A 24,453-nucleotide genomic window follows, 5' to 3' on the forward strand; every position below is an offset into this window, starting at 1 on the left:
CTTGCCGGCCGTGCCAACAGCCGCAAGGGTTTTATGTTCTGCAACGAAGGAGTGAATCAAATGAAAAAAATATTTCTATTCGGCTGTTCGTTTTATTTTCTTGTTGGGATTATCCATATCCTGCTGGGAAGCCTGTCGCCGTATATCATTCAAGAATATCAACGGGATCCTCATGATCTATCCTTCCTGATCTTTTTTCAATTCATCGGTTTTTTAAACGGTGTTCTGCTTGCGCCGATATTTGTCAGACGCACCTCTCATACTGTTGTATTGACGTTTGGTCTTCTTCTCATTCTCATTACGCTTTTGGGCGTCTTCCTTTTTGATATGTTCATCTTTTTCATCATCATGGGGTTTTTGCTCGGCTTTGGCGCGGGCACTTTAGAAACAACGATGGGAGCATATGTAATTACGCAGTATAAAAATGCGAAAGGGATGAATATTTTAGAGGTTTTTTTCGGATTAGGCGCTTTGCTTTTTCCATTTCTAATTTATATCCTTACGGAACGATATACTTGGCATTTCCCCTTGTATGCTCTATTTATCTTCGTTTTTGCGCTTACGTGCATGTGGGCGGTTTATTTGCGCAAAAAAACCCCTGACACCGCTTCCGGTCAAACGGCTGATCAGGTAAAACCGACTGCCTCAGCCATATTTGAAATCGGAAGAAAGGAAAAAAATATTCTCCTCTTTCTCATTTTCGCTTTTGTTTATGCGGGTATCGAGACCAATTTCGCAAACTTTCTGCCAGCGCTGATGCTTGAAAAAGGAGCCGGGGAAATCAGCGTGATCAGCGTCTCATTTTTTTGGACCGGTATGGTGTGCGGACGTTTATTAACAAGTATTTTGGGCGGGCGCTTAACATCTGTTGCCTTTCTGATCTTCAGCGCCGGAGCTTTGACCGTTTTACTTTTGATCCTGGCGTACTTTCCGGTTCACGAAACACAGCTGCTCCTTGTATTTTTCATCGGGCTGTCAGCAGCCGGCATTTTTCCATGTGCGGTCACTCTCGCCTCGTTGGCTGGAAAGCCTTTTACAGAAGAAATAACCAGCCTCTTTATTTCATCCGCAAGTCTGGGCGGAGCACTTCTTTCTTTCTTGATCGGCTGGGCGCTTGATGTCAGCACAGCGGCTGTCTTCCCATTTCTCTTGTTCGGCGGATTGGGGGCCTTGCTGCTTGTGATCAGCGCGGTGATTTTTTTATCAACCCTGCAAAAGAACAAGCAGAGCCATATGGATATGTAGACCTTGAGATTGCAAGCTTGCTAGAAACTTTTTCGCATGTCCGTTTAAACCGTTCCATCTTTGACCATAATGTTGCTAGAAAAGGTTGAAGAACGGAGAGGAACGGTGGGGAACATGAAGAAATCATCTATTGTCTGTATGTATATGTTTCTTTTATTAATAGGAGCGATTGCAAATCTTACGACAGAAGAGACGGCCCAATCATCAGGCGGAAAGCCCGTTATGATTCCCGATGAAGCGATTCGGCTGCGGATTTTGGCAAACAGTGACAACGGGAGCGACCAAAGCATCAAACGCAAAATCAGGGATGAGGTTAATAAGAAAATTACGAAGTGGGTGGAAAATCTGACCTCGGTTGGTGAAGCGAGACGTGTCATCAAGTCGAAGCTGCCCGAAATCAAAGAGGTTGCCATAGATGTCATGAAACGCGAAAATGTCCGGCAATCGGTGTCTGTCAGTTTTGATCAAGTGTCATTTCCGACAAAGCTTTACGGCAATATGGTGTATCCGGCCGGAGAATATGAAGCGGTTTTAATCACGCTCGGAAAAGGAGAGGGAGCCAACTGGTGGTGCGTCCTGTTTCCGCCGCTTTGCTTTCTTGATTTTTCCAATGGGGAAGCCGTGAAGTCGCCTGAAGACGATCAAACCGCCGTCGGAGAACAACAGGAAGAAAAGGGAACCTCGGCGGATGAAGCGATGTCAGGCAAAGAGAAAGAAGACGACAAAGAAGACGACAAAGAAGTTACATTCTTTCTTGTCGAATGGATTACCGGGCTTTTCTCTTGAAGAGACCGCTTTGCTTTCGAGCAGGGCGGTTTTTTTACTGTTTGAATCTATTATTTTTGATGACGGTTATTCGAGCTCTTGCAATATGATATAATTTTCCAAAACGGCGCTGGGAGGAAATAAGTTTATAGCCCGATCTGCGCCTTTACATTGCGCGGCAGAAGAGAAAATGTCTTATCAATAGTGCAAATGTTCAGATTGTATACTTATTAAAGCGCGAGTTCCTGCTAATCAAGATTGAAAAATGAATAGTCGGCTTTCTTCCAAATCAAAAGGTATATTTTACTGTCGCCCTCATAGATTGAATAGAGAAGCTAAAAAACGGGGTGAAAAGATGTTCTACCAATTGAGGTTAGCGGATGCAAAAGACATGGATGCGATCGAATCCTTCTTAAAAGAGGCGGGGACAAGCCATAAAGGAATTGAAGCAAATCATGGACAATTCATCATGATGGAAGATCCCCAGAAAAAAATCGTCGCCTGCCTCGGGATGGAAGAATTTCAAAAGAAAAAAGGGCTTTTGCGCTCGCTTGTTGTTTCTGATCAGATCAGTCAGGCCCATATCGTCTCTCTGTTTCAAAGCATGCAGGCACTGTGTGACAAGAGGGAGATTCACACATTGTATTTAATCGCAAACAAGCGGACGTCCATGGATTTCTTAGAGGTGCTGGGGTTTAAACAAGCGGAAAACGTGCCGAATGAACTATATCAATCCGAACATGTCTCAGAATCTCTGAAGGTAGACGGAGCTGTTTTAATGGTAAAAACGTCAGCATAACAGCTGATTTATACACAGAGATATCCACGTTTTCAATAGCGTTATCCACAATTTGTGGACAACGCTTGTTTTCTTTGCGCTCATCTTTTATACTTTTCAACATGATTTATATGACTAATTAAGGTTTTTTAGTGTTTGTTAAGGGAGATCTGATATGAATGAATACAAAAGTATGGACTGTGGATGCAAAAGGTGAATTGTCCACAAACTATCCACAAATTACACAAGCGGCAATGCTGCTTCGCGATAATGAAACGGTTGCCTTTCCGACGGAAACGGTTTACGGCCTTGGTGCAAACGCAAAGAATACAGACGCCGTTGCCAAAATATACGAAGCAAAAGGACGGCCGAGCGACAATCCCCTCATTGTCCACATCGCCGATATCAGGCAGTTGAACGAATTTGCCGAGGTTGATTCGGAGAAGGCCAACACGCTTATGGAACGGTTTTGGCCGGGGCCGCTGACGATCGTTCTGCCGTGCAGGGAAGGCGCGTTATCCACAAGGGTGACGGCCGGGCTTGATACGGTGGCCGTCAGAATGCCCGATCATCCGGTTGCACTCGAACTGATAAAAAGAGCAGGCGTTCCTGTCGCGGCTCCGAGCGCAAATGTATCCGGCAAACCGAGTCCGACGAAAGCAGAGCATGTCGTTCACGATTTGGACGGCCGGATCGCCGGGATCGTTGACGGCGGGCCTACCGGCGTGGGCGTGGAGTCGACGGTTGTTTCTTTCACCCGAGGCATTCCGGTTATTTTAAGGCCCGGCGGCGTCACAAAAGAACAGCTCGAAACAGCGATCGGTCCCGTCATGATCGATCAGGGGATCACGGATGAAAAGAAAGTGCCGCTGGCGCCCGGAATGAAATACACCCATTACGCGCCGGAAGCGCCGCTTGCGATCGTAAAGGGAAGCCGTGAAGACATACAGCGGCTGATTGAGCAATACCAAAAAGACGGAATGAAAGTCGGCGTTCTCACCACAGAAGAGCGGGCCGGCGCATATCAGGCGGATGCCGTCCGCATCTGCGGAAGGAGAGACCGCCTTGAAACGGTTGCTTCCGGGTTGTATGACGTTCTTCGCAGTTTTGACGATTGCGGGCTCGACTTTATTTTCGCCGAGTCTTTCCCTGAGGAAGGCGTGGGCCGTGCGGTGATGAACAGGCTGATGAAAGCGGCCGGACACCGTGTGATCGAAGTGTAGCTCCGGATTGTTCTATCCCTCATTGGACGTGCATAAGCTAGAGAAGCTGGCGTGTCCAAGGGGGAATCTCATGAATGTTGACGTGTTGATAGGTGAAATTTTGACGCTGAGTATCATGGCCTTTGCACTCGGCATGGATGCTTTTTCGGTGGGACTTGGAATGGGAATGGCCAGGCTGAGAAGAAGCCAAATCTTTCACATCGGCGTTATTATCGGATTGTTCCATCTGATCATGCCGCTTGGCGGAATGATGGCAGGGCAGTTCCTGTCAGGCGCGCTCGGTGCGCTCGCAGGGTATATCGGCGGGGCTCTCCTTTTGGTGCTCGGCATTCAAATGATTGCCGCGTCTTTCAGTAGCAAAGAGGAGCGTATCGTTTCTCCTTCCGGCTTCGGCCTCTTCATTTTTGCCGTCGGCGTCAGCCTTGACAGCTTTTCAGTCGGCCTCAGTCTTGGCCTTTACGGAACAAGGCCGATTTTAACGATCTGTTTATTCGGCCTGTTCAGCATGGTGTTAACATGGGCGGGTCTTTTGCTCGGAAAGCAAGTTCAAGCGTGGCTTGGCGCGTACAGCGAAGCGCTCGGCGGTGCCATTTTGCTCAGTTTTGGATTAAAGCTTTTGCTGCCCATTTAAAGAAATAGGCGAAAGAATGCATTCGCTTTTCCATAACATAATAAAGTCGACAAAGAGGGGGAAACCCCTCTTTTTGATTTCTGAAGCGGAATTTATTATTTTTCGGTTAAATCCATTATAATAAGGGAAAGGAGTGAACGAAATTGAACATACTATTTGTCTGTACTGGAAACACGTGCCGAAGCCCGATGGCTGAAGCGCTTTTTAAATCAGCGGCTTCCCGGAAAAAGCTGGACGTCTCCGTCAAATCAGCCGGATTGTTTGCTCCTGAAAACGGCAAGGCTTCATTGTACGCGGTCGAAGCTCTGTTTGAAAAAAATATCGCGCTCAATCATTCGTCAGCTCCGCTTTCCAAAGAAAAGGTCGAATGGGCCGATCTCGTTCTGACGATGACAGAGCAGCATAAGCATTTAGCGGAGCGGGAATATCCGAACCATCAAGACAAAATCTTTTCATTAAAAGAGTATGTCAAAGGGAAAACCGGCGACATCACCGATCCGTTCGGCGGCTCCCTCAGCGATTATCAAAAAACAAGGGATGAGCTTGAGCATTTGCTGCATCAGCTTGCTGATAAGCTTTCCGGACGCGCAAGGTGAAAGAAGCGGAGCCGGGCCCGGTTGCAAAACGGACCGCAGAGAGTAAAATAAGACATAATCAAACATCGCATATTAAAGACGTGTCAAACATTCACGCCCGGCGGCCGCCTTGTTTAACGGTCTTTCGCATCCTTTGCGACACATAAAATGAGGAGGAATCATCCCATGAAAGTAATCATTGCATCAGATCACGGCGGAATCAATATTAGAAAAGAGATCGTATCATTGATGGAAGAGCTGAACATCGAATATGAAGATTTGGGCTGTGAATGCGGTTCAGGATCTGTGGATTACCCGGATTATGCGTTCCCGGTCGCCCAAAAAGTGGCGAACGGAGAAGCGGACAGGGGGATTTTGATTTGCGGCACGGGCATCGGCATGAGCATTTCGGCCAATAAAGTCAAAGGCATCCGCTGTGCGCTTGTTCATGACGTATTCAGCGCCAAAATGACGAGAGAGCATAATGACACAAATGTTCTGGCAATGGGTGAAAGGGTGATCGGCCCCGGATTGGCGAGAGAAATCGCAAAAGTTTGGCTGACGACTGAATTTACGGCGGGTCGTCATGCGGTCCGCATCGGAAAAATCGCCGAATATGAAGACAAGCATATATAAAGGGTGTCAGCGTTTATGAAAAATCTCGAACAGACGTGGACTTCTATTCTGGAAGAATTTCATAAAGAAGCGGTCTTGCGCGCCGGCCAGGTCGTTGTGATCGGATGCAGCACAAGCGAGGTGGCCGGGAAGCACATCGGGACTTCGGGAAGCGAAGAGATAGCCGCTGCGATCTACAGCGGCCTTGAGGCGCTTCGGCAAAAAACGGGCGCCGTTCTTGCATTTCAGTGCTGCGAACATTTAAACAGAGCGCTGGTCATTGAAGAAGAAACAGCCCGAGCCCTCCGCCTGCCGACCGTTTTTGCCGTTCCTGTTCCCAAGGCCGGGGGATCGATGGCCGCGTACGCGTTCAAAAAAATGAAAGCGCCGGTGCTTGTTGAAGAAATAAAAGCCGACGCGGGAATTGATATAGGCGACACGTTCATCGGAATGCATTTAAAGCCTGTCGCCGTTCCCGTCCGCGTCTCCGAAAAGACGCTCGGCGAGGCGCATGTGACGCTTGCGCGGACAAGGCCCAAGCTGATTGGCGGAGACCGGGCCGTTTATGAAACGGAATGATGGAAGCTGCCGGATGAAGAAAATGTACCGAGTCATCCGGCTTTTTTCTTTTTTGAAATAATGTTTTTGTAAGCGATATGTCGAACTATACTATTCTTGCGATCTTTAAATATTCGGTTTTCGGAACAATAAAAAACGATTTTTAAAAATAATCTCTTACATTTGCATGAAAAACCGTGTACAATGAGATGGTATAATTAACGAAATGGAAACAGATAGGAGAGGATCTCGCTGATGAAACATTTAGCTGCGCAAGATGAACAAGTATTTCGCGCCATCCAGGATGAGCGGAAACGTCAACAGTCGAAGATTGAGCTGATTGCTTCTGAAAACTTCGTAAGCGAAGCGGTCATGGAAGCGCAAGGCTCCGTCTTAACAAATAAATACGCAGAAGGGTATCCCGGAAAGCGTTACTACGGCGGGTGCGAATATGTAGACGTTGCGGAAGACATTGCCCGCGACCGCGCGAAGCAAATTTTCGGCGCCGAGCATGTCAACGTTCAGCCTCATTCAGGAGCACAAGCGAACATGGCCGTATATTTCACCATTTTGGAGCACGGCGATACGGTGCTCGGAATGAACCTTGCCCACGGCGGACATTTGACGCATGGAAGTCCCGTTAACTTCAGCGGTGTTCAATACAACTTCGTAGAGTATGGCGTTGATAAAGAAACCCAATACATCGATTACGAAGATGTCCGTGAAAAAGCGCTCAAACATAAGCCTAAGCTGATCGTGGCCGGAGCGAGCGCATATCCGCGCACAATCGACTTCAAAAAGTTCCGCGAAATCGCCGATGAAATCGGAGCGTACGTAATGGTTGACATGGCGCATATCGCTGGGCTCGTTGCTGCGGGTCTTCACCCGAATCCTGTTCCTTATGCCGATTTTGTGACGACGACGACTCATAAAACACTGCGCGGCCCGCGCGGCGGTATGATCCTTTGCCGCGAAGAGTTTGCAAAGCAGATTGATAAAGCGATCTTCCCTGGAATTCAAGGCGGACCGTTAATGCACGTGATCGCCGCGAAAGCTGTTTCCTTTGGCGAAGCCTTGAAAGACGAGTTCAAAACGTATGCGCAAAGCGTCATCAACAACGCCAAGCGCTTGGCGGAGACATTGACGAAAGAGGGCATTCAGCTTGTTTCAGGCGGAACCGACAACCACCTTGTGCTTGTTGACCTTCGTTCTCTCAACATTACGGGTAAAATCGCTGAAAATGTACTTGATGAAGTCGGAATTACCGTGAACAAAAACGCGATTCCGTATGATCCGGAAAAGCCTTTTGTCACAAGCGGAATTCGCGTCGGTACAGCAGCGGTTACAAGCCGCGGCTTTGACCTTGAAGCGATCGAAGAAGTGGGAGCGATTATCGCGCTCGCGCTGAAAAACCATGATGACAAGGCGAAGCTTGAAGAAGCGGAAAACCGCGTAAAAGCCTTGACAGACAAATTTCCTTTATATACAGGATTGGATTATTAAGATGAATCCCGCCGCCCCTTAAATGGGCGGCTTTTTGCCGTGTATGTGCCGATTTTAGTTGAAACCTGCTGTTTTTTTTTGTAGAATCAATAGAAGTGTGAAAAAATGACCGTTTTTTTCGGAAACAACAAAAAGGAGCTGAAAACGGAAATGGGAAAGGTATACGTATTTGACCACCCGCTTATACAGCATAAGCTTACATACATCCGCGATGTAAAGACCGGAACGAAAGAGTTCAGGGAGCTTGTTGACGAGGTTGCAACGCTGATGGCGTTTGAAATAACGCGCGATCTTCCTCTTCAAGAAGTCGATGTTGAAACACCTGTTCAAAAGGCTAAATCAAACGTGATCGCCGGAAAAAAACTCGGCGTCGTTCCGATTCTCAGAGCAGGGCTTGGAATGGTGGACGGCATTTTGAAGCTGATCCCGGCGGCAAAGGTCGGTCATGTGGGGCTTTACCGCGATCCAGAAACATTAAAGCCTGTCGAATACTATGTCAAGCTTCCGTCTGATGTGGAAGAACGCGAATTCATCGTTGTCGATCCGATGCTTGCAACCGGAGGCTCGGCGGTCGAAGCGCTGAACAGCCTGAAGAAGCGCGGCGCGAAAAATATCCGCTTTATGTGCCTGATCGCAGCACCGGAAGGCGTTGATGAAGTTCAAAAGCACCACCCGGACGTCGATATTTACATCGCTGCACTCGATGAAAAACTAAATGAAAAAGGATATATCGTTCCCGGCTTGGGCGATGCCGGAGACCGGATGTTCGGAACGAAATAAAGACAAGAAAATCCTGAAAAAGGGTTTTCTTTTTTTGTGTTTTATTCCATAATTAAACATGTGTGTGTGGTAAATAAGGCGGAATTGTGAACATTTTGTGAGAAGCTTCCTGTTTATGAAAAGTTTTTTAACTTTAAACAGATTGACACCTTAGGGGGGCTATTGTATGCTAAAATAGGCTATTATGATAAGGTTTTCATAGCGGTTATCATAATGACCAGTCCTCTGTTAAAATCCTTTGAAAACCCCATATTGGCAGGCGACAGACTGAATTTCACCCGATCAGTTTCAGGGTGTGTGAAGTCTTGAACAGAACGCTTTGTTTTGTCGAATGGTCAACCGCCTAGTTTACCGTAATCGTAGATAGATTTATTAAAATTTTTCATCAGGAGCGTATTTAATGACCGATGCAAGTCTTTCATTCCGTAGGCAACAGAAATATATGTTATATATTTTAGCAGTCTGCGTGTTAGGCTATGGATTTTTGCCATATCAGGCGGTTTTTTTAGGCCTGATTACCGGCACTGTTTTCGGCAATCTCAATCTCTGGCTGCTGACCAAGAGGATGCAGGCCTTTGACAAAGCAGTGGCGAAGGGCAAAATGATCCGCTCTCTCGGGACCGCCTCCAGACTGTGCAATGCCATCATAGCGGCGGCCATTGCTTTCAAATTTCCTGAGTATATTCATTTGGCAGGCGTCATTGTGGGGTTGATGACAATTTACCCTGTCATTATGATAGATTCCTTTATCCAGCTAAAACGTTCATCAATGGAAGAGAGGTGAAAACCCTTTGAATCATGAATCCAGAACAGTTGAGTTTCTAGGCCTTACCTTTGATTTAACAAGCGTTCTCATGATCACCGTGACAAGCATCATCGTCTTTCTGATAGCGGTGCTGACCACAAGAACACTTGCGATTCGCCCCGGGAAAGCACAGAACTTCATGGAGTGGATTGTCGATTTTGTGCGCAATATTATTGGCAGTACAATGGATCTTAAAATCGGCAGAGACTTTCTCGCCCTCGGCGTGACGCTTTTAATGTACATATTTGTTGCAAATATGCTCGGCCTGCCGTTTTCCATTACAGTCGGCCATGAATTATGGTGGAAATCGCCGACAGCAGATCCGGCGGTTACATTAACTCTTGCCGTGATGGTTGTGTCGCTGACCCATTATTACGGGGTGAAGAGAAAAGGGTTGAAGGAATACGCTTTGGATTTCGTCAGACCGATTCCGTACTTGGTTCCGCTGAAAATCATAGAAGAATTCGCGAACACATTAACATTGGGATTGCGTCTTTACGGTAACATTTTTGCCGGCGAAATTTTGCTCGGTCTATTGGCGGGCATGGCGACTAACTTCTATTCCCAAAGCATTTTCCTGGGACTGGTCGGAACGATTGGCGCGGTTGTGCCGATGATCGTTTGGCAGGCGTTCAGCTTGTTCGTAGGTACAATCCAGGCATTCATTTTCACGATGCTGACAATGGTTTACATGTCTCACAAAGTTAGTCATGAACATTAAAAATAAGACATATCCGATAAGGATAACAATTAAAGGAGGAACTTTTTCATGAGTTTAATAGCAGCTGCAATCGCAATTGGATTAGGTGCACTTGGTGCAGGTATTGGTAACGGTTTGATCGTATCACGTACGGTAGAAGGCATCGCTCGCCAGCCTGAAGCTGGTAAAGAATTAAGAACGCTTATGTTCATCGGGGTAGCATTGGTTGAGGCCCTTCCGATTATCGCTGTTGTTATCGCATTCCTTGCGTTCTTCAGCTAATAAATAATATATAAACTAGTCAATGGCGAAGATCACTGTGGGAGGCCTTCGCCATTGCTTTATGGTTGCTTGAACTGTCCGGCCCGCAGGAAGCCCTCTTTTGATAGAAGAGGGGGATTTTTCCAGAGGTCTCGAGAGATAATCTGCAAGAAGGGAGTTGCCGTATTCGATGTCTTTTATACCACAGGTTATGGGAGCAGGAGTTGGGTTTAACGCCGGAACGATGCTGTTCCAGCTTGTTGCCATGTTGATTTTATTAGCGCTCTTGAAGAAATACGCTTTAGGACCGCTGTTAAATATAATGAAAGAACGCGAAGACTACATCACAGGCGAAATTACGTCTGCCGAGAAAAAGCATGAAGAAGCGAAAAAACTCATTGAAGAGCAGCAGACGCTTTTGAAGGAAGCACGCGAAGAATCCCATTCGCTCATTGAAAATGCGAAAAAACTGGGAGAGCAGCAAAAAGAAGAAATTATTAAGGCTGCGCGCCAGGAAGCGGAGCGCATGAAAGAATCCGCAAAAAGCGAGATCGTCAAGGAAAGAGACCAGGCTGTCAGCGCATTGCGCGAACAAGTGGCTTCACTTTCCGTCATGATCGCTTCGAAAGTAATCGAAAAAGAGCTGGACGAACAAGCTCAGGAAAAATTAATCCAGGATTATCTTAAAGAAGTAGGAGAAAGCCGATGAGCCAATCAGCTGTCTCAAAACGCTATGCAGCCGCTCTTTTTGATATCGCGCTTGAGTCCAAGCTGGTAGGTGAAATAGAAGAAGAGCTGACCGTTGTTAAACAACTGTTTTCAGAGCATAAAAAACTGATCGCCGTGCTGAGCCATCCAAAAGTGCCGTCAGAAAAGAAAAAGCAAATCTTAAAAGATTCGTTCGGGTCTGCCTCGACTGCAGTCTTGAACACGCTGTATCTTTTGATTGACAGAAGCCGCATTTCGATCGTGCCTGATCTTGCCGACGAATATGTCAAAATGGCCAACAGGCATCGCCAGACAGAAGACGCGGTCGTGTATTCTGTCAAACCGCTCAGCGAAGAAGAAATGACTTCTTTTTCCCAAGTGTTTGCAAAAAAAGCCGGCGCCGCTTCATTACGCGTGAAAAACGAAGTGGATCCGGATCTGATAGGCGGAGTGAAAATCCGCATTGGAAACCGCATATATGACGGCAGCGTAAGCGGAAAGCTCGCCCGCATAGAGCGCCAATTAGCAGGCGAAAATCGAAAGAAGGGGTGAAACCTAAGTGAGCATCAAAGCTGAAGAAATTAGCACTCTCATAAAACAGCAAATTGAAAACTATCAGTCTGAAATAGAAGTTCACGACGTAGGTACGGTTATTCAGGTTGGTGACGGTATCGCACGCGTACACGGCCTTGACAACTGTATGTCAGGTGAGCTTGTCGAATTTTCAAACGGAGTTTTAGGCCTTGCCCAAAACCTTGAAGAATCCAACGTAGGTATCGTTATTTTAGGACCTTTCAAAGACATCCGCGAAGGCGATGAAGTGAAAAGAACGGGCCGGATCATGGAAGTCCCTGTCGGCGAAGAGCTGCTTGGACGCGTTGTCAACCCGCTCGGCCAGCCTGTTGACGGACTCGGTCCGGTTTTAACGAACAAAACCCGTCCGATTGAAAGTCCGGCTCCTGGGGTTATGGATCGTAAATCCGTACACGAGCCGCTTCAAACGGGGATCAAATCAATCGATGCTTTAATTCCGATCGGCCGCGGCCAGCGTGAGCTGATTATCGGTGACCGTCAAACGGGTAAAACGTCGATTGCGATCGATACAATTCTGAATCAGAAAGACCAGGATATGATTTGTATCTATGTCGCGATCGGTCAGAAAGAATCGACAGTCCGCGGCGTTGTCGAAACGCTTCGCAAACACGGCGCCCTTGACTATACGATCGTTGTGACGGCTTCCGCTTCACAGCCTGCTCCTTTATTGTACCTCGCGCCGTACGCAGGGGTTTCGATGGGAGAGGAATTCATGTACAACGGCAAGCACGTGCTCGTTGTGTATGACGACCTTTCAAAACAGGCTACCGCATATCGTGAACTGTCCTTGCTTCTTCGTCGTCCTCCTGGCCGTGAAGCGTTCCCTGGGGATGTATTCTATCTTCACTCCCGTTTGCTTGAACGCGCTGCAAAATTGAGCGACGCCAAAGGCGGAGGATCTTTAACGGCACTGCCGTTCGTTGAAACGCAAGCAGGCGACATTTCGGCGTACATTCCGACAAACGTCATCTCAATTACGGACGGACAAATCTTCCTGCAATCCGATTTGTTCTTCTCTGGCGTACGTCCTGCGGTCAACCCGGGCTTATCCGTATCCCGTGTCGGCGGATCCGCGCAAATCAAAGCGATGAAGAAAGTTGCCGGTACGCTGCGTCTTGATTTGGCATCATACCGTGAGCTTGAAGCATTCGCACAATTCGGCTCAGATTTGGATAAAGCGACACAGGCGAAGCTGAATCGCGGTGCCCGTACGGTTGAAGTCCTTAAACAGGATCTGCACAAACCGCTTCGCGTTGAAAAGCAGGTTGCGATTCTTTATGCTCTGACAAGGGGCTTCCTTGATGATGTGCCTGTTGAGGATATCAGACGCTTTGAAGAAGAGCTCTTTATGTATCTTGATCAAAATCATAAAGATCTGCTCGATTCAATCGCGCAGACAGGAAACCTTCCTGCCGATGAGGACATGAAAGGTGCAATCGAAGGCTTTAAACGCACGTTCGCGCCAAGCAACTAAACAATAAAAAGTGAGAAAAAGGCTATCTTTTTCTCTCTTTTTCACGTCAATGCGAAGGAATTTGAAAACAAAAAGGTGGTGAAACCTTTTGGCCTCATTACGGGATATTAAATCCAGGATTGCTTCAAATAAAAAAATGAGTCAAATTACGAAAGCCCAGGAAATGGTTTCTGCTTCAAAGCTGAACAGGGCTGAAAACAAAGCGAAATCGTTTGTTCCTTATATGGAAAAAATGCAGGAAGTCGTTGCCGATATCGCAGTCGGATACACCGGCAAACACCCGATGATGTCAAGCCGCCCAGTGAAGCGGACCGGGTACCTTGTCATCACAGCTGACCGCGGCTTGGCGGGGGCGTTTAATGCAAACGTGCTCCGCAAGGCGTATCAAAGGATTCAGGAACGCCATCAATCCAAAGATGAGTTTGCGGTCATCGCGGTCGGAAGAATGGGGCGCGATTTCTTTAAAAAGCGCGGAATTCCTGTCATTTCTGAAATGACGGGGATCAGGGACGAAGTGACGTTTTCAGAAGTCAAAGATTTGGCGAACAGCACGGTGCAAATGTATATTGACGAAACTTTTGATGAACTGTATCTGTTCTACAACCATTTTGTCAGCGCGATTTCCCAGGAGGTAACGGAGAAAAAGCTGCTGCCTTTGACAGATATTGCGCCTAACAAGAAAAAGACGTCATTTGAGTTTGAACCGGATGAAGAAGAGATTCTGGAAGTACTCCTTCCCCAGTATGCGGAAAGCTTGATTTTTGGCGCGCTTCTTGACAGCAAAGCGAGTGAACATGCTGCGAGAATGACGGCGATGAGAAATGCGACAGACAATGCAAAAGAGATTATCGCCGATCTTGAGCTGTCATACAACCGTGCCCGTCAGGCATCGATCACGCAGGAAATTACGGAAATTGTCGGCGGTGCGGCTGCCTTAGAATAGAAAAAGTTTGTCAGGAGGGATAGAGATGAAAAAAGGACGCGTTAGCCAGGTATTGGGACCGGTCGTTGATGTTCGTTTTGAAGACGGTCACTTACCTGAGATTTATAATGCGATTAAAATTTCACACAAAGCGCAAAACGAAAACGAAGTAGACGTTGAACTGACGCTTGAAGTTGCGCTGCATCTGGGCGATGACTCAGTTCGTACGATTGCGATGGCATCTACGGACGGCGTGACGCGCGGAATGGAAGCCGTTGATCTTGGAGAGCCGATCGCTGTTCCTGTAGGAAGCGCGACGCTTGGACGCGTATTCAACGTGCTTGGAGAGAAAATCGATTTGGATGAGCCGCTCGCGGCTGATACTCCGAAAGATCCGATCCACAGAAAGGCGCCTGAATTTGATCAGCTGTCAACAGAGGTCGAAATTTTAGAGACGGGAATCAAAGTTGTCGACTTGCTTGCTCCGTACATTAAAGGCGGAAAGATCGGCCTGTTCGGCGGTGCGGGCGTCGGTAAAACGGTATTGATTCAGGAGCTTATCAACAACATCGCTCAAGAGCACGGCGGTATCTCAGTGTTCGCAGGCGTTGGAGAGCGTACGCGTGAAGGTAATGACCTTTACTATGAAATGAAAGATTCCGGTGTTATCAATAAAACGGCGATGGTTTTCGGCCAGATGAACGAGCCGCCTGGCGCACGGATGCGCGTTGCGCTGACGGGACTCACAATGGCTGAGCATTTCCGTGATAAAGAAGGCCAGGACGTATTGTTCTTTATCGATAATATCTTCCGGTTCACTCAAGCCGGATCTGAAGTATCCGCCTTGCTTGGCCGCATGCCTTCAGCGGTTGGTTATCAGCCGACGCTTGCGACCGAAATGGGTCAGCTTCAGGAACGGATCACATCAACTAATGTGGGATCTGTAACATCGATTCAGGCGATTTACGTCCCTGCGGATGATTACACTGACCCGGCGCCGGCTACGACGTTCGCTCACTTGGATGCGACGACGAACCTTGAGCGTAAGCTGTCGGAAATGGGGATTTATCCTGCGGTTGACCCGCTTGCATCCACTTCCCGTGCGCTTTCGCCTGAAATTGTCGGAGAAGAGCACTATGAAGTGGCGCGCAGTGTTCAGCAAATCCTGCAGCGCTACAAAGAGCTTCAGGATATCATCGCGATGCTCGGAATGGATGAGTTGTCTGATGAAGATAAGCTGGTCGTAAGCCGTGCGCGCCGCGTACAATTCTTCCTATCGCAAAACTTCCACGTAGCTGAGCAGTTCACTGGACAAAAAGGTTCTTACGTACCTGTCAAAGAAACTGTAAAAGGCTTCAAAGAAATCCTTGAAGGCAAGTATGACCACCTTCCTGAGGATGCGTTCCGCCTTGTTGGCAGAATCGAAGAAGTTGTCGAAAAAGCGAAGGAAATGGGTGTAGAAGTCTAAACGGGTCCTAGGAGGGTAAAAGCATGAAGACCTTAAAAGTCAATATCGTTACTCCCGACGGCCCAGTATACGATGCGGATATAGAAATGGTAAGCGTTCGGGCAGAGAGCGGTGAGCTGGGCATTTTGCCCGGCCATATTCCGACGGTTGCTCCGCTAAAAATTGCTGCAGTCCGTCTGAAAAAAGACGGTCAAACTGAGCTGGTTGCCGTCAGCGGGGGAATAGTGGAAGTACGCCCTGATCATGTCACCATTCTGGCACAGACGGCTGAAACATCTGAAGAAATCGACAAAGAACGCGCCTTGGCCGCAAAACGGCGTGCAGAGGAGCGTCTGCAAAAACATTCTCCAGATATTGACATCGTTCGGGCTGAGCTTGCTTTAAAACGAGCGATTAATCGACTTGAAATTGCAAAATAAAGATTTTGATCCTTCCCATTTGCATGGGAGGGATCTTTTATATGTACCCGGATGAAATGTTGAAAAAAGTTCACAAATTGTTCAACTTTTTGATTTGAATCTCTCTATAATCAAAATAGAAAGCTATTTTCTCTTCCATTTTGGAGAGGGATTATCTTTTCACCTAATCTACTTTCCGCAGTCATTCTTCAAACAGGGGACCTCCCGGATATGGAAAGAAGTTCTATGCGCATTAGTATTAACACCAAACATTAAAACTGATAAAATAATTTGCAATGGTCAGCGTTTATCCTTATTCCGCAACAGGAGAGAAAACGTAAGGAGGCGTCATCAATAATGGAAGAGATCGGACAACAGGCTGCTGTCAGTATTTTAGTTCATCTTTTTTTTATTGCATTGACCTGGTGGGCTCTTCTGGCGGTCAACATCGATCCGCTTATCAGGAAGGGAAAAATCCTGCAGGCGAGGCTCTTGATGATTTTGCTCACGATAGCGATCGGCTCAACGGTCAGCAACTTTTTCTTGGATTATCTTTATTATTCCAAACAGCTGCAAAATTTATTTTTATAATTCGCCAATCGGTGTTTGAGTATGGACAAATGTGGGATCAAACCGCGGTCAGTCCATCGGCAAATTTGCGGGACTGACCTTGTTTTTCCACGTATGCTTTTCCTTCGATCCGTCAAAAATGGAGAGTAGGAGAGGATGGTGCGTGATGAAGAACAAACAAACGGTTAACGCCCTCATTTTTATTGTGATTTTATTTCTGGCCGTTTACGTATTTAAAACGCTTGATGCCGCGGGGAATACTCCGCTTGGGCAACTTGCCGAAGGGTTGGCCCGCCATGATGTTGTGCTTGAAGAATGGACGCTGCATACAAAAAAACAGTTCTCGCTTAATGAAAAAGAATTTTTTGAAAAAGTGCAACATTTAAAGAAGCAATATCGACAGTATGAATGGACTTTCACACGGGAAGATGGCACAGTAAAAGCGACCGGAATGTATGCTGACCCAAAAAAACGCGTCCGCGCAAAAATACATGTGGTCTCTACCCTCAAAAACGAGGGACCTGTATCGTATTTATTATATGAGCAAAAAGGCGCGGGCCTACGGGAAAACTGGAACGATACATATGAGCAGTTTGAACGGGATGCATTCGACATAATGCGAGAAAAGACCGCAGTTTTTACTTGTCTAAAGGGCCATCTAAATGGTATGATGGATGTTGTTTTGCAAAAAAAAGCAAACGAGCTAGTGAAAGAATTTAACGCAACGTCAGTTGAGGATTTAATCGAACCAAATTTCGTTTCTGTTTCTGCCTTTACTAACGAGTGGAAAGAATCCATCAAAACAGAAAAACATCAAATGAATTTGCAAGTCTCGCTTAGAAACGCGGGAATGGGCGAAAAACTTACCGTCACGGTTGGCACACCAATCGTCACGACTGAATATTAATATAGAGAAATTGGGACGCGGAGGGGAATACCTTGGAAAAAATCATCGTCCGCGGCGGTCGAAAGTTAAACGGCACAGTCAAAGTTGAAGGAGCAAAAAATGCCGTTTTACCAGTAATCGCTGCATCTTTATTAGCCAGTGAAGAAAAAAGCGTAATATGTGATGTGCCTACGCTCTCCGATGTATATACGATTAACGAAGTGTTACGTCATTTAGGCGCAAATGTTCATTTTGAGAATAATACAGTTACGGTTGATGCATCTCGTGCTTTATCAACTGAGGCTCCGTTTGAATATGTTCGGAAAATGCGTGCATCTGTATTGGTAATGGGTCCGCTTCTTGCTCGCACAGGCCATTCCAGAGTGGCACTGCCTGGAGGATGTGCGATCGGATCAAGACCGATTGACCAGCATCTGAAAGGTTTTGAAGCAATGGGGGCTAAGATTAAGGTCGGAAACGGCTTTATTGAAGCAACTGTTGAAGGCCGCCTTCAGGGCGCGAAGATTTACCTTGATTTCCCTAGTGTTGGAGCAACCGAAAACCTGATTATGGCTGCTTCTTTGGCTGAGGGCACGACGACTCTTGAAAACGTTGCGAAAGAGCCTGAAATCGTCGACTTGGCCAATTACATTAATGCAATGGGCGGAAAAATCCGTGGTGCCGGTACGGGCACCATTAAAATTGAAGGTGTTAAAACGCTCCACGGCGCCAAGCACACCATCATCCCTGACCGGATTGAAGCGGGAACTTTCATGGTAGCCGCTGCGATCACGCAAGGGAATGTTCTCGTGCAGGGAGCTGTTCCTGAGCATTTGACATCTTTAATTGCGAAAATGGAAGAAATGGGCGTTCAAATTATCGAAGAAGCAGACGGTCTTCGGATTATCGGTCCGGCAGAATTAAAGCCGATCGATTTAAAGACAATGCCGCATCCGGGCTTCCCGACTGATATGCAGTCGCAGATGATGGCCCTTTTAATGCGTGCAAACGGAACGAGCATGATTACGGAAACCGTATTCGAAAACCGCTTCATGCATGCCGAAGAATTCCGCCGGATGAACGGAGATATTAAAATTGAAGGACGTTCTGTGATCATTAACGGTCCTGTCCAGCTTCAAGGCGCAGAGGTTGCTGCAACAGACCTGCGTGCAGGTGCGGCTCTGGTTCTTGCCGGTCTTGTTGCTGACGGACATACACGCGTTACAGAATTAAAGCATTTGGATCGGGGATATGTCAACTTCCATCAAAAACTCGCGAACCTTGGTGCTGATATTGAACGCGTTAATGATGAAGAAGTTCATCTTGAAAATAAAGAAGTTGTATCAGATGTTAATGCATAATATTTTATGAATCAGTATGTCGATCAGACATACTGATTTTTGTTTATCGTTCAATCATTCTATATCAATATGTCTCCCATATCTATCATTATGTACCGAAAGTGCGATTTACATACATACAGAGAGCCAAAAAGTACTGTCATATTAGCTTGTCCCCGCCCATAAAATGAAAGAGACAAAACAGAAATGGGGGCAGCTAATTTGAAACAGCTATTTATTGTACTAGCAGGGATTTGCATGCTGATTTTACTCGTACCAACACTGCTTGTTCTTCCTTTTCACGGGGAAGCCGGGACGCCGAAGACCGCCAAACACACCGGGATAAAGGAGGAAAAAGAGCCGGCGACATTAAAAAAGTCTCCCGTTTCGATTCCGGTCTACAGAACGGCTGACCGCCAAGTAGAAGACATTCCGATTGAAGAGTATGTCATCGGGGTCGTCGCCTCTGAAATGCCGGCTGACTTTGAAATCGAAGCTTTGAAAGCACAAGCGCTTGCAGCGCGCACGTACATCGTGAGACAAATGGTATCAGATCAAGCCGTCCAATCTCCGAAAGGTTCGCTTGTCGATGATACGCAAATGTTTCAGGTGTATAAAAGCAAATCAGAGCTCCGCCGGATTTGGAAGGATGATTATGACTGGAAAATCAAGAAAGTGACACAAGCTGTTGCCAGTACACAAGGAAAAATTTTAACCTATGACCATAAACCGATTGATGCTTCATTCTTTTCAACCAGCAACGGCTACACGGAAAATGCAGGAGCCTATTGGACAAGTGATATCCCTTATCTGAAAAGCGTAAAAAGCACCTGGGATAAACAATCGCCAAAATTTTTAAATCATAAATCCTTTACGGTCGCTGAATTTGAGACAAAGCTCGGCGTTACGCTTGATGATTCGGCAAACGTCGGAAATATAACGAAGCGGACTCCGGGAAAGCGCGTGGCAACGGCCGTGATCAACGGAAAGAAGCTTGATGGAAGGGATATTCGCGAAAAACTTGACCTGAAATCGGCCGATTTTGACTGGAAACGGAAAGGAAACCAAATTATCATCACGACGAGGGGATTTGGCCACGGCGTCGGAATGAGCCAATACGGGGCTCATTATATGGCGAAGGACGGAAAAAAAGCAGAGGACATCGTCAAGTATTATTACAAAGGAACGGCAGTATCAAACGCAGGTGAGTTTTTAAACAAATATACGGCGAAAAAATAGGTTAGCAAATGTGTCAGCGCAATGACGCTCATCCGCCCGAAATCAGGATACAAATATTTCAAAATTAATGTGCCAGAGGGCTTGCCGAACAGCGTCCAAAGACCGCTAATTCGCTTTTAAACGAGCGAGGGCCGGGTGTTAATGACCAATTGAAGCGCTTCATATATGCAAAAGTAAATAACGGTGAAGAGGAGGCATGCCCTATTTATTTCTCCCTGGTGTTCTTCTACGATAATAAGTGTTTAACGACTTAAAAATGAAAGGAGACAGGGAGAATGAAGAAAAGACTCACAGTAGGTATTCTGACGGCCTTGGTTTTAAGCTTGGGATCGCCTGCTTTTGCGGCGGAAAAGAAGCAGGAGGTATCTGTTGCAGAAGATGCGCCTAACGTTGCGATCATGCTTGATGCAAGCGGAAGCATGGCGAAAAAAATCGATGGAGTAACGAAGTACGAGCTTGCCAAACAAGAAGCTTTCAACTTCAGCTCCAAGCTTCAGAATACAAATGTACTCATGCGGGTTTTCGGTTCAGAGGGAAACAATAAAAATTCAGGAAAGATCCAATCTTGTAATGCAATCAGAGGTGTGTACGGCTTCCAACCATTTGAGGAACAAAGCTTCCGCAACTCATTGAACGGCATCAAGCCGACAGGCTGGACGCCGATTGCAAACGCGCTGCAGGACGCCAAAAACGCATTTGACCAGCTTGACAATAGCGGGAAAAACGTTGTTTATCTGCTGACAGACGGTGAAGAAACGTGCGGAGGAAATCCTGTCAAAGTAGCGACAGAATTGCGCAAATCCGACCGCGACACGGTTGTCAATGTCATCGGCTTTGATTACGGCAGAGGATATCACGGCCAGCTGACGAGCATTGCAAAAGCTGGAGGCGGCGAATATTTCGAAGCTAAAACGAAAAACGACATTAAAAAAATCTTTACTCAGGAAGCCGTCAAGCTTTCAAAATAATGATTGAAGGCCCGCGGAGATAACCGCGGGCTTTTTTGTGCGCATGACGTTACAAATGTTAAGTTCCTGTGTCAGAACCTTGAACACCTCTCCATCCTTAGGCGGTGTTATCGGCTGTCTCTGCACTTTTTTGGGAGGATCATGGCTTTTTTAGCAGACTTTATTGATAGGACTTAAGTGAAAATGTCGTTCGAAACGAGTAAGGATTTTGAAAATCAAGCGATTTCAAAAAGGATTTCCGGCCTATTTATTTCTGTCCGGCCTTCTTTTACGATGTTTGTGAACTTGTCCCCGGTGGGACAAGCTGTTGAAAACCAATTGAAGAGAGGAATGTGAAAGGATGAAAAAAGGACTCGCTTTATTGTCCACGTTCGCGATTGCTTTGTCTTTGGCACCGTCAGCTTTTGCGGCTGAAGACGGAAATGCTGCGGACAGCAGCACAAAAGACGTACAAAACGTCGCGATTGTACTCGATGCAAGCGGAAGCATGGCAAGAAAAATCGACGGGGAAAAGAAATTCGACATCGCCAAAGATTCTGTCAACGATTTCGCTAATTTGCTTTCAGACGATGCGAATGTCATGCTGAATGTGTTCGGACATAAAGGTAACAACAAATTATCAGGAAAAGCAGAATCATGCGGAACGACAGAAACGCTTTTTGATTTGCAGCCATTTTCGACAGACGGATTCCAAACGGCATTAAGCGGCATCAAGCCTACAGGCTGGTCTCCGATTGCCAAATCTCTTTATGATGTAAAAGATCAACTGTCTGATAAAGACGGGAAAAATTACGTCTACATCGTGACCGACGGTGAGGAGACGTGCGGAGGAGACCCTGTTCAAGCAGCAAAAGACCTGCGCAAATCCAACATCAAAACGATCGTCAATATCGTTGGTTTTGATGTGCAAACGCCAAATGAAAAAACGAAGCTGCAAAACGTAGCAGAAGCCGGTGGAGGAAAATTGATTGAAGCCGATTCAGCAGCAGAATTTAAACAAGTATGGAAAGAAGAAGGCGAAAAACTGTCTGACTAATCCATATGGGAAAGGGGCGGCATCCGGATGCCGCCCCTTTTGATATAATCCTCATATTATTCTATCGTCACCTCAAGTTCTTTAATGCGCTTTTCAACGTAGCGCTGATCTTTTCTTGAATGAAAGGTTTCCGCTTTTTCAATAATGACCTCTGTGTTGTACTCAGGAATTTTGGCATGGCTTTCATACATGCCTTTAGGAATCAGCACATTACCCTCAGGCCAGTAAACAGCGGCGTTTCCCCGCTTCACATCCGCAAATTTGGCACGTCCCTGAAAGGTTCCGAAACGGTTGAACAAGACGATCGCTTCGCCGTTCTTCATATAAAGCGCTTCTGCGTCTTTCGGGTTGATCATGACGTCATAGCGGTCCGCATCATTAAACGGATCTTTTTTGCTGTAAATCATCGAGTTAAACTGTTTTCCACGCCTTGTCGTTACATAGAAGCGCCCTTCCGTCTGCCTGTTTTCTGGAAGGTCGGCAGGGATCAGATTTCCCTTTCCGTCGGCTGTCGGACATATGCCGCCCTCGCAAAGCCAGGCGCCTCCCCATTGAAAGACGTCCCCGCGGTTTTTCAAATGCTGAATCCCGTCGTAGTTCCGGTTGGCTGCGGCAATTTCCCGACGGATTTCCGCAGCGCTGTTGAAATCGATCAGTTCTTTGTCTTCCGGCCGGACGCGTTTGGCAAGATCGATATAGATGTCCCATTCCGAACGGGCTTCACCGATTCGCGGCCCTTTAATTTCCGGGCTGAAGTAGACCATCCGCTCCGTGCTTGTCGAAGTCCCGCCGCCGGGCTGTTCATATCTCGTCATCGCCGGCAGCACGATGACCTCTTCTTTCGCATCAAGAAGCGTCGATGTGTTCAATATAATATCCTGATGAACCCTAAGTTCAGCCTCTTGAAGGGCTTTTTCGATAAAAGCGGGATCAGGCATCGTTTCCAGAAAGTTGCCGCCGCTCGTATAAAACACTTTTACTTTTTTCGGATGATCGTCAGGAAGAAGCATGTTTTCGATTGTCTGACCGATTGTGTCTCCCTGCCACTTCGGAATCCGAAAGCCCCAAATCTTCTCAATCCGCGCCCTATGTTCTTCATCGAAATCACCGCCGGGCAATGCGAACGGGTCAGCTCCCATTTCACCTGAACCCTGAACGCCGCTGTGGCCCCTGATCGGCATGACGCCGCAATGTTGTCTCCCGATAAAGCCTTGCAGAAGGGCGAGGTTTGCCACCTGTGAGATGTTGTCTGTCGCAAACCGGTGCTGGGTGAGCCCCATGCTCCAGACGAAAACGCCTGTATTCGCCCGGGCGAGCAATAGGGCAAATTCTTTCATTCTCTCCTTTGACAAACCGGATGACGCTTCAAGCGCATCCCATGTCAGCCTTGATATATGCCGTTTTAGCTCTGTAAAGCCGTTTGTGTGCGTTTCGACAAAGGTCCGATCGATCGCTGAACCAGGTGCATGCTCCTCCATGTCAAACCAGTGCTTCATCACGCCGTTTATGAAGGCGATGTCCCCGCCGATATTGACTTGATACACATCATCGACGACCTTCGTTCCGAAAAGGGCGCTTTCAGGTATTGACGGAATCCAGTAGTTTTCCATGGCGGGTTCCCTGTATGGATTGATCATGATGATTTTTGTCCCCGCTTTTTTAGCGGCGTACATATATTTGGTGGAAACGGGCTGATTGTTGGCGGCGACAGACCCCCAGAAGACGAGGACGTCCGTGCCGATCCAGTCCCGGTAGCTGCAGCTGGAAGCACCGATTCCGAGCGAGCGTTTTAAAGCCGTTTTGCTTGGCGAATGGCAGATCCTTGATGCATTGTCAATGTTGTTTGTGCCGAGAAAGCGGGCCGCCTTTGCCGCCGTGTAATAGACTTCATTCGTAATGCCGCGGGCGGTCAGATAAAATGCAAGCTGTTTTCCGTCAATCGATCTGATCTTGCCGGCGATCCGGCTGAGCGCCTCGTCCCACGATATTCTCGAGAAAGTTCTTTCACCTTTTTTTCTGGACAACGGATAGGGGATGCGGCCCAATTTTCTGAGGCTGGCACTGTCCAGTTCTCTCAGCTTTCCGATGTCGGCAAACAGCCATTTATCTTCAATCGAAGGCATCGTGTTTAAGCGCAGGACGTTCAGCCTTGTCGTGCATAAATGAGGGCCTGTAAGCGTCTGATCGCGCAGGCCGGAGACTCCGAGCGCACATCCGTCGCAGACGCCTTGCGTCAAAATTCTGTAGGCGTACGGAAGGCTGTCTTTGTTATCCCAGGCGGCTTTCATCGTATCTCTGATATGTTTTGGCTTTACCTTTCCAAGTCCCATCGGCGCAAGAGAGGCCCACAGCTTAGGCGCCGGCCGTTTGTCTAATTTCATCGGTCCTTCATGCTTTGTTTCTCCCATTTT

General features: G+C 47.1%; 26 protein-coding genes. 25 read left to right on the plus strand and 1 reads right to left on the minus strand.

Annotation, left to right across the window (positions count from 1 at the left end):
* Positions 1 to 60 precede the first annotated feature (60 nt).
* The 25 genes from AB447_RS21495 to AB447_RS21615 all read left to right on the plus strand — a co-directional run bounded on the left by AB447_RS21495 (position 61) and on the right by AB447_RS21615 (position 22,042).
* A complete protein-coding gene (locus AB447_RS21495) occupies positions 61 to 1,245 on the plus strand; it encodes an MFS transporter (protein ID WP_048355638.1) in 1,185 nt (394 codons plus the stop codon).
* Between the two features lie 114 nt (positions 1,246 to 1,359).
* Positions 1,360 to 2,031 (plus strand): stage II sporulation protein R, encoded by a 672-nt coding sequence (spoIIR, locus tag AB447_RS21500; protein WP_048355656.1) that lies wholly within the window; start codon positions 1,360 to 1,362, stop codon positions 2,029 to 2,031.
* A gap of 334 nt (positions 2,032 to 2,365) precedes the next feature.
* Complete coding sequence (locus AB447_RS21505) at positions 2,366 to 2,809, plus strand: GNAT family N-acetyltransferase (protein ID WP_048355639.1); 444 nt, start codon at positions 2,366 to 2,368, stop codon at positions 2,807 to 2,809.
* A 158-nt stretch (positions 2,810 to 2,967) separates the two neighbouring features.
* The gene (locus AB447_RS21510) at positions 2,968 to 4,011 is read left to right on the plus strand and encodes an L-threonylcarbamoyladenylate synthase (RefSeq protein ID WP_048355640.1); all 1,044 of its coding nucleotides are present in this window, start codon (positions 2,968 to 2,970) and stop codon (positions 4,009 to 4,011) included.
* Between the two features lie 70 nt (positions 4,012 to 4,081).
* The gene (locus tag AB447_RS21515) at positions 4,082 to 4,642 is read left to right on the plus strand and encodes a manganese efflux pump MntP (RefSeq protein ID WP_048355641.1); all 561 of its coding nucleotides are present in this window, start codon (positions 4,082 to 4,084) and stop codon (positions 4,640 to 4,642) included.
* A 143-nt stretch (positions 4,643 to 4,785) separates the two neighbouring features.
* Complete coding sequence (locus AB447_RS21520) at positions 4,786 to 5,238, plus strand: low molecular weight protein arginine phosphatase (protein ID WP_048355642.1); 453 nt, start codon at positions 4,786 to 4,788, stop codon at positions 5,236 to 5,238.
* Positions 5,239 to 5,403: 165 nt separating this feature from the next.
* Positions 5,404 to 5,853 (plus strand): ribose 5-phosphate isomerase B, encoded by a 450-nt coding sequence (gene rpiB, locus AB447_RS21525; RefSeq protein ID WP_046130305.1) that lies wholly within the window; start codon positions 5,404 to 5,406, stop codon positions 5,851 to 5,853.
* Positions 5,854 to 5,868: 15 nt separating this feature from the next.
* Complete coding sequence (locus AB447_RS21530; protein ID WP_048355643.1) at positions 5,869 to 6,411, plus strand: TIGR01440 family protein; 543 nt, start codon at positions 5,869 to 5,871, stop codon at positions 6,409 to 6,411.
* Between the two features lie 234 nt (positions 6,412 to 6,645).
* Positions 6,646 to 7,893, plus strand: coding sequence for a serine hydroxymethyltransferase (gene glyA / locus AB447_RS21535; protein ID WP_048355644.1), 1,248 nt, complete (start codon positions 6,646 to 6,648; stop codon positions 7,891 to 7,893).
* Positions 7,894 to 8,043: 150 nt separating this feature from the next.
* Entirely contained in the window at positions 8,044 to 8,673 is a 630-nt protein-coding gene (gene upp, locus AB447_RS21540) for a uracil phosphoribosyltransferase (protein WP_046130308.1), read from the plus strand.
* Between the two features lie 400 nt (positions 8,674 to 9,073).
* Positions 9,074 to 9,457, plus strand: a complete 384-nt coding sequence (locus tag AB447_RS21545; RefSeq protein WP_048355645.1) for an ATP synthase subunit I — start codon at positions 9,074 to 9,076, stop codon at positions 9,455 to 9,457.
* A gap of 7 nt (positions 9,458 to 9,464) precedes the next feature.
* Positions 9,465 to 10,199, plus strand: a complete 735-nt coding sequence (gene atpB / locus AB447_RS21550) for a F0F1 ATP synthase subunit A (RefSeq protein WP_048355646.1) — start codon at positions 9,465 to 9,467, stop codon at positions 10,197 to 10,199.
* A 48-nt stretch (positions 10,200 to 10,247) separates the two neighbouring features.
* Complete coding sequence (gene atpE / locus AB447_RS21555; RefSeq protein ID WP_003186014.1) at positions 10,248 to 10,460, plus strand: F0F1 ATP synthase subunit C; 213 nt, start codon at positions 10,248 to 10,250, stop codon at positions 10,458 to 10,460.
* 169 nt (positions 10,461 to 10,629) lie between these two features.
* Positions 10,630 to 11,148 carry a F0F1 ATP synthase subunit B gene (gene atpF, locus AB447_RS21560; RefSeq protein WP_048355647.1) on the plus strand — a complete coding sequence of 173 codons (519 nt, stop codon included), beginning with the start codon at positions 10,630 to 10,632 and terminating at the stop codon, positions 11,146 to 11,148.
* A complete protein-coding gene (locus AB447_RS21565) occupies positions 11,145 to 11,699 on the plus strand; it encodes a F0F1 ATP synthase subunit delta (RefSeq protein WP_048407025.1) in 555 nt (184 codons plus the stop codon). The genes atpF and AB447_RS21565 overlap by 4 nt, the downstream gene beginning before the upstream one ends.
* Positions 11,700 to 11,706: 7 nt before the next feature.
* A complete protein-coding gene (atpA, locus tag AB447_RS21570) occupies positions 11,707 to 13,215 on the plus strand; it encodes a F0F1 ATP synthase subunit alpha (RefSeq protein ID WP_048355648.1) in 1,509 nt (502 codons plus the stop codon).
* Positions 13,216 to 13,303: 88 nt separating this feature from the next.
* Positions 13,304 to 14,158: an ATP synthase F1 subunit gamma gene (gene atpG / locus AB447_RS21575; RefSeq protein WP_048355649.1), complete on the plus strand. Its 855-nt coding sequence runs from the start codon at positions 13,304 to 13,306 to the stop codon at positions 14,156 to 14,158.
* Positions 14,159 to 14,183: 25 nt separating this feature from the next.
* Positions 14,184 to 15,605, plus strand: coding sequence for a F0F1 ATP synthase subunit beta (atpD, locus tag AB447_RS21580; RefSeq protein WP_048355650.1), 1,422 nt, complete (start codon positions 14,184 to 14,186; stop codon positions 15,603 to 15,605).
* Positions 15,606 to 15,628: 23 nt separating this feature from the next.
* On the plus strand, positions 15,629 to 16,024 hold the full coding sequence (locus tag AB447_RS21585) for a F0F1 ATP synthase subunit epsilon (RefSeq protein WP_048355651.1): 396 nt from the start codon (positions 15,629 to 15,631) through the stop codon (positions 16,022 to 16,024).
* Between the two features lie 336 nt (positions 16,025 to 16,360).
* Entirely contained in the window at positions 16,361 to 16,594 is a 234-nt protein-coding gene (locus AB447_RS21590) for a DUF1146 family protein (protein ID WP_048355652.1), read from the plus strand.
* A gap of 145 nt (positions 16,595 to 16,739) precedes the next feature.
* On the plus strand, positions 16,740 to 17,480 hold the full coding sequence (locus AB447_RS21595) for a YwmB family TATA-box binding protein (protein WP_048355657.1): 741 nt from the start codon (positions 16,740 to 16,742) through the stop codon (positions 17,478 to 17,480).
* Positions 17,481 to 17,512: 32 nt separating this feature from the next.
* Complete coding sequence (murA, locus tag AB447_RS21600) at positions 17,513 to 18,820, plus strand: UDP-N-acetylglucosamine 1-carboxyvinyltransferase (protein ID WP_046130318.1); 1,308 nt, start codon at positions 17,513 to 17,515, stop codon at positions 18,818 to 18,820.
* A gap of 201 nt (positions 18,821 to 19,021) precedes the next feature.
* Positions 19,022 to 20,038, plus strand: a complete 1,017-nt coding sequence (gene spoIID / locus AB447_RS21605) for a stage II sporulation protein D (protein WP_048355653.1) — start codon at positions 19,022 to 19,024, stop codon at positions 20,036 to 20,038.
* Between the two features lie 275 nt (positions 20,039 to 20,313).
* Positions 20,314 to 21,006: a VWA domain-containing protein gene (locus AB447_RS21610; protein WP_048355654.1), complete on the plus strand. Its 693-nt coding sequence runs from the start codon at positions 20,314 to 20,316 to the stop codon at positions 21,004 to 21,006.
* Positions 21,007 to 21,346: 340 nt separating this feature from the next.
* Complete coding sequence (locus AB447_RS21615; RefSeq protein ID WP_048355655.1) at positions 21,347 to 22,042, plus strand: VWA domain-containing protein; 696 nt, start codon at positions 21,347 to 21,349, stop codon at positions 22,040 to 22,042.
* Positions 22,043 to 22,098: 56 nt separating this feature from the next.
* On the opposite strand, the gene AB447_RS21620 is transcribed toward AB447_RS21615, so the two are convergent.
* Positions 22,099 to 24,450 (minus strand): FdhF/YdeP family oxidoreductase, encoded by a 2,352-nt coding sequence (locus tag AB447_RS21620; protein ID WP_048354112.1) that lies wholly within the window; start codon positions 24,448 to 24,450, stop codon positions 22,099 to 22,101.
* Between the last annotated feature and the right edge of the window lie 3 nt (positions 24,451 to 24,453).

This window comes from Bacillus glycinifermentans (assembly GCF_001042475.2).
GTDB classification, from domain to species: domain Bacteria; phylum Bacillota; class Bacilli; order Bacillales; family Bacillaceae; genus Bacillus; species Bacillus glycinifermentans.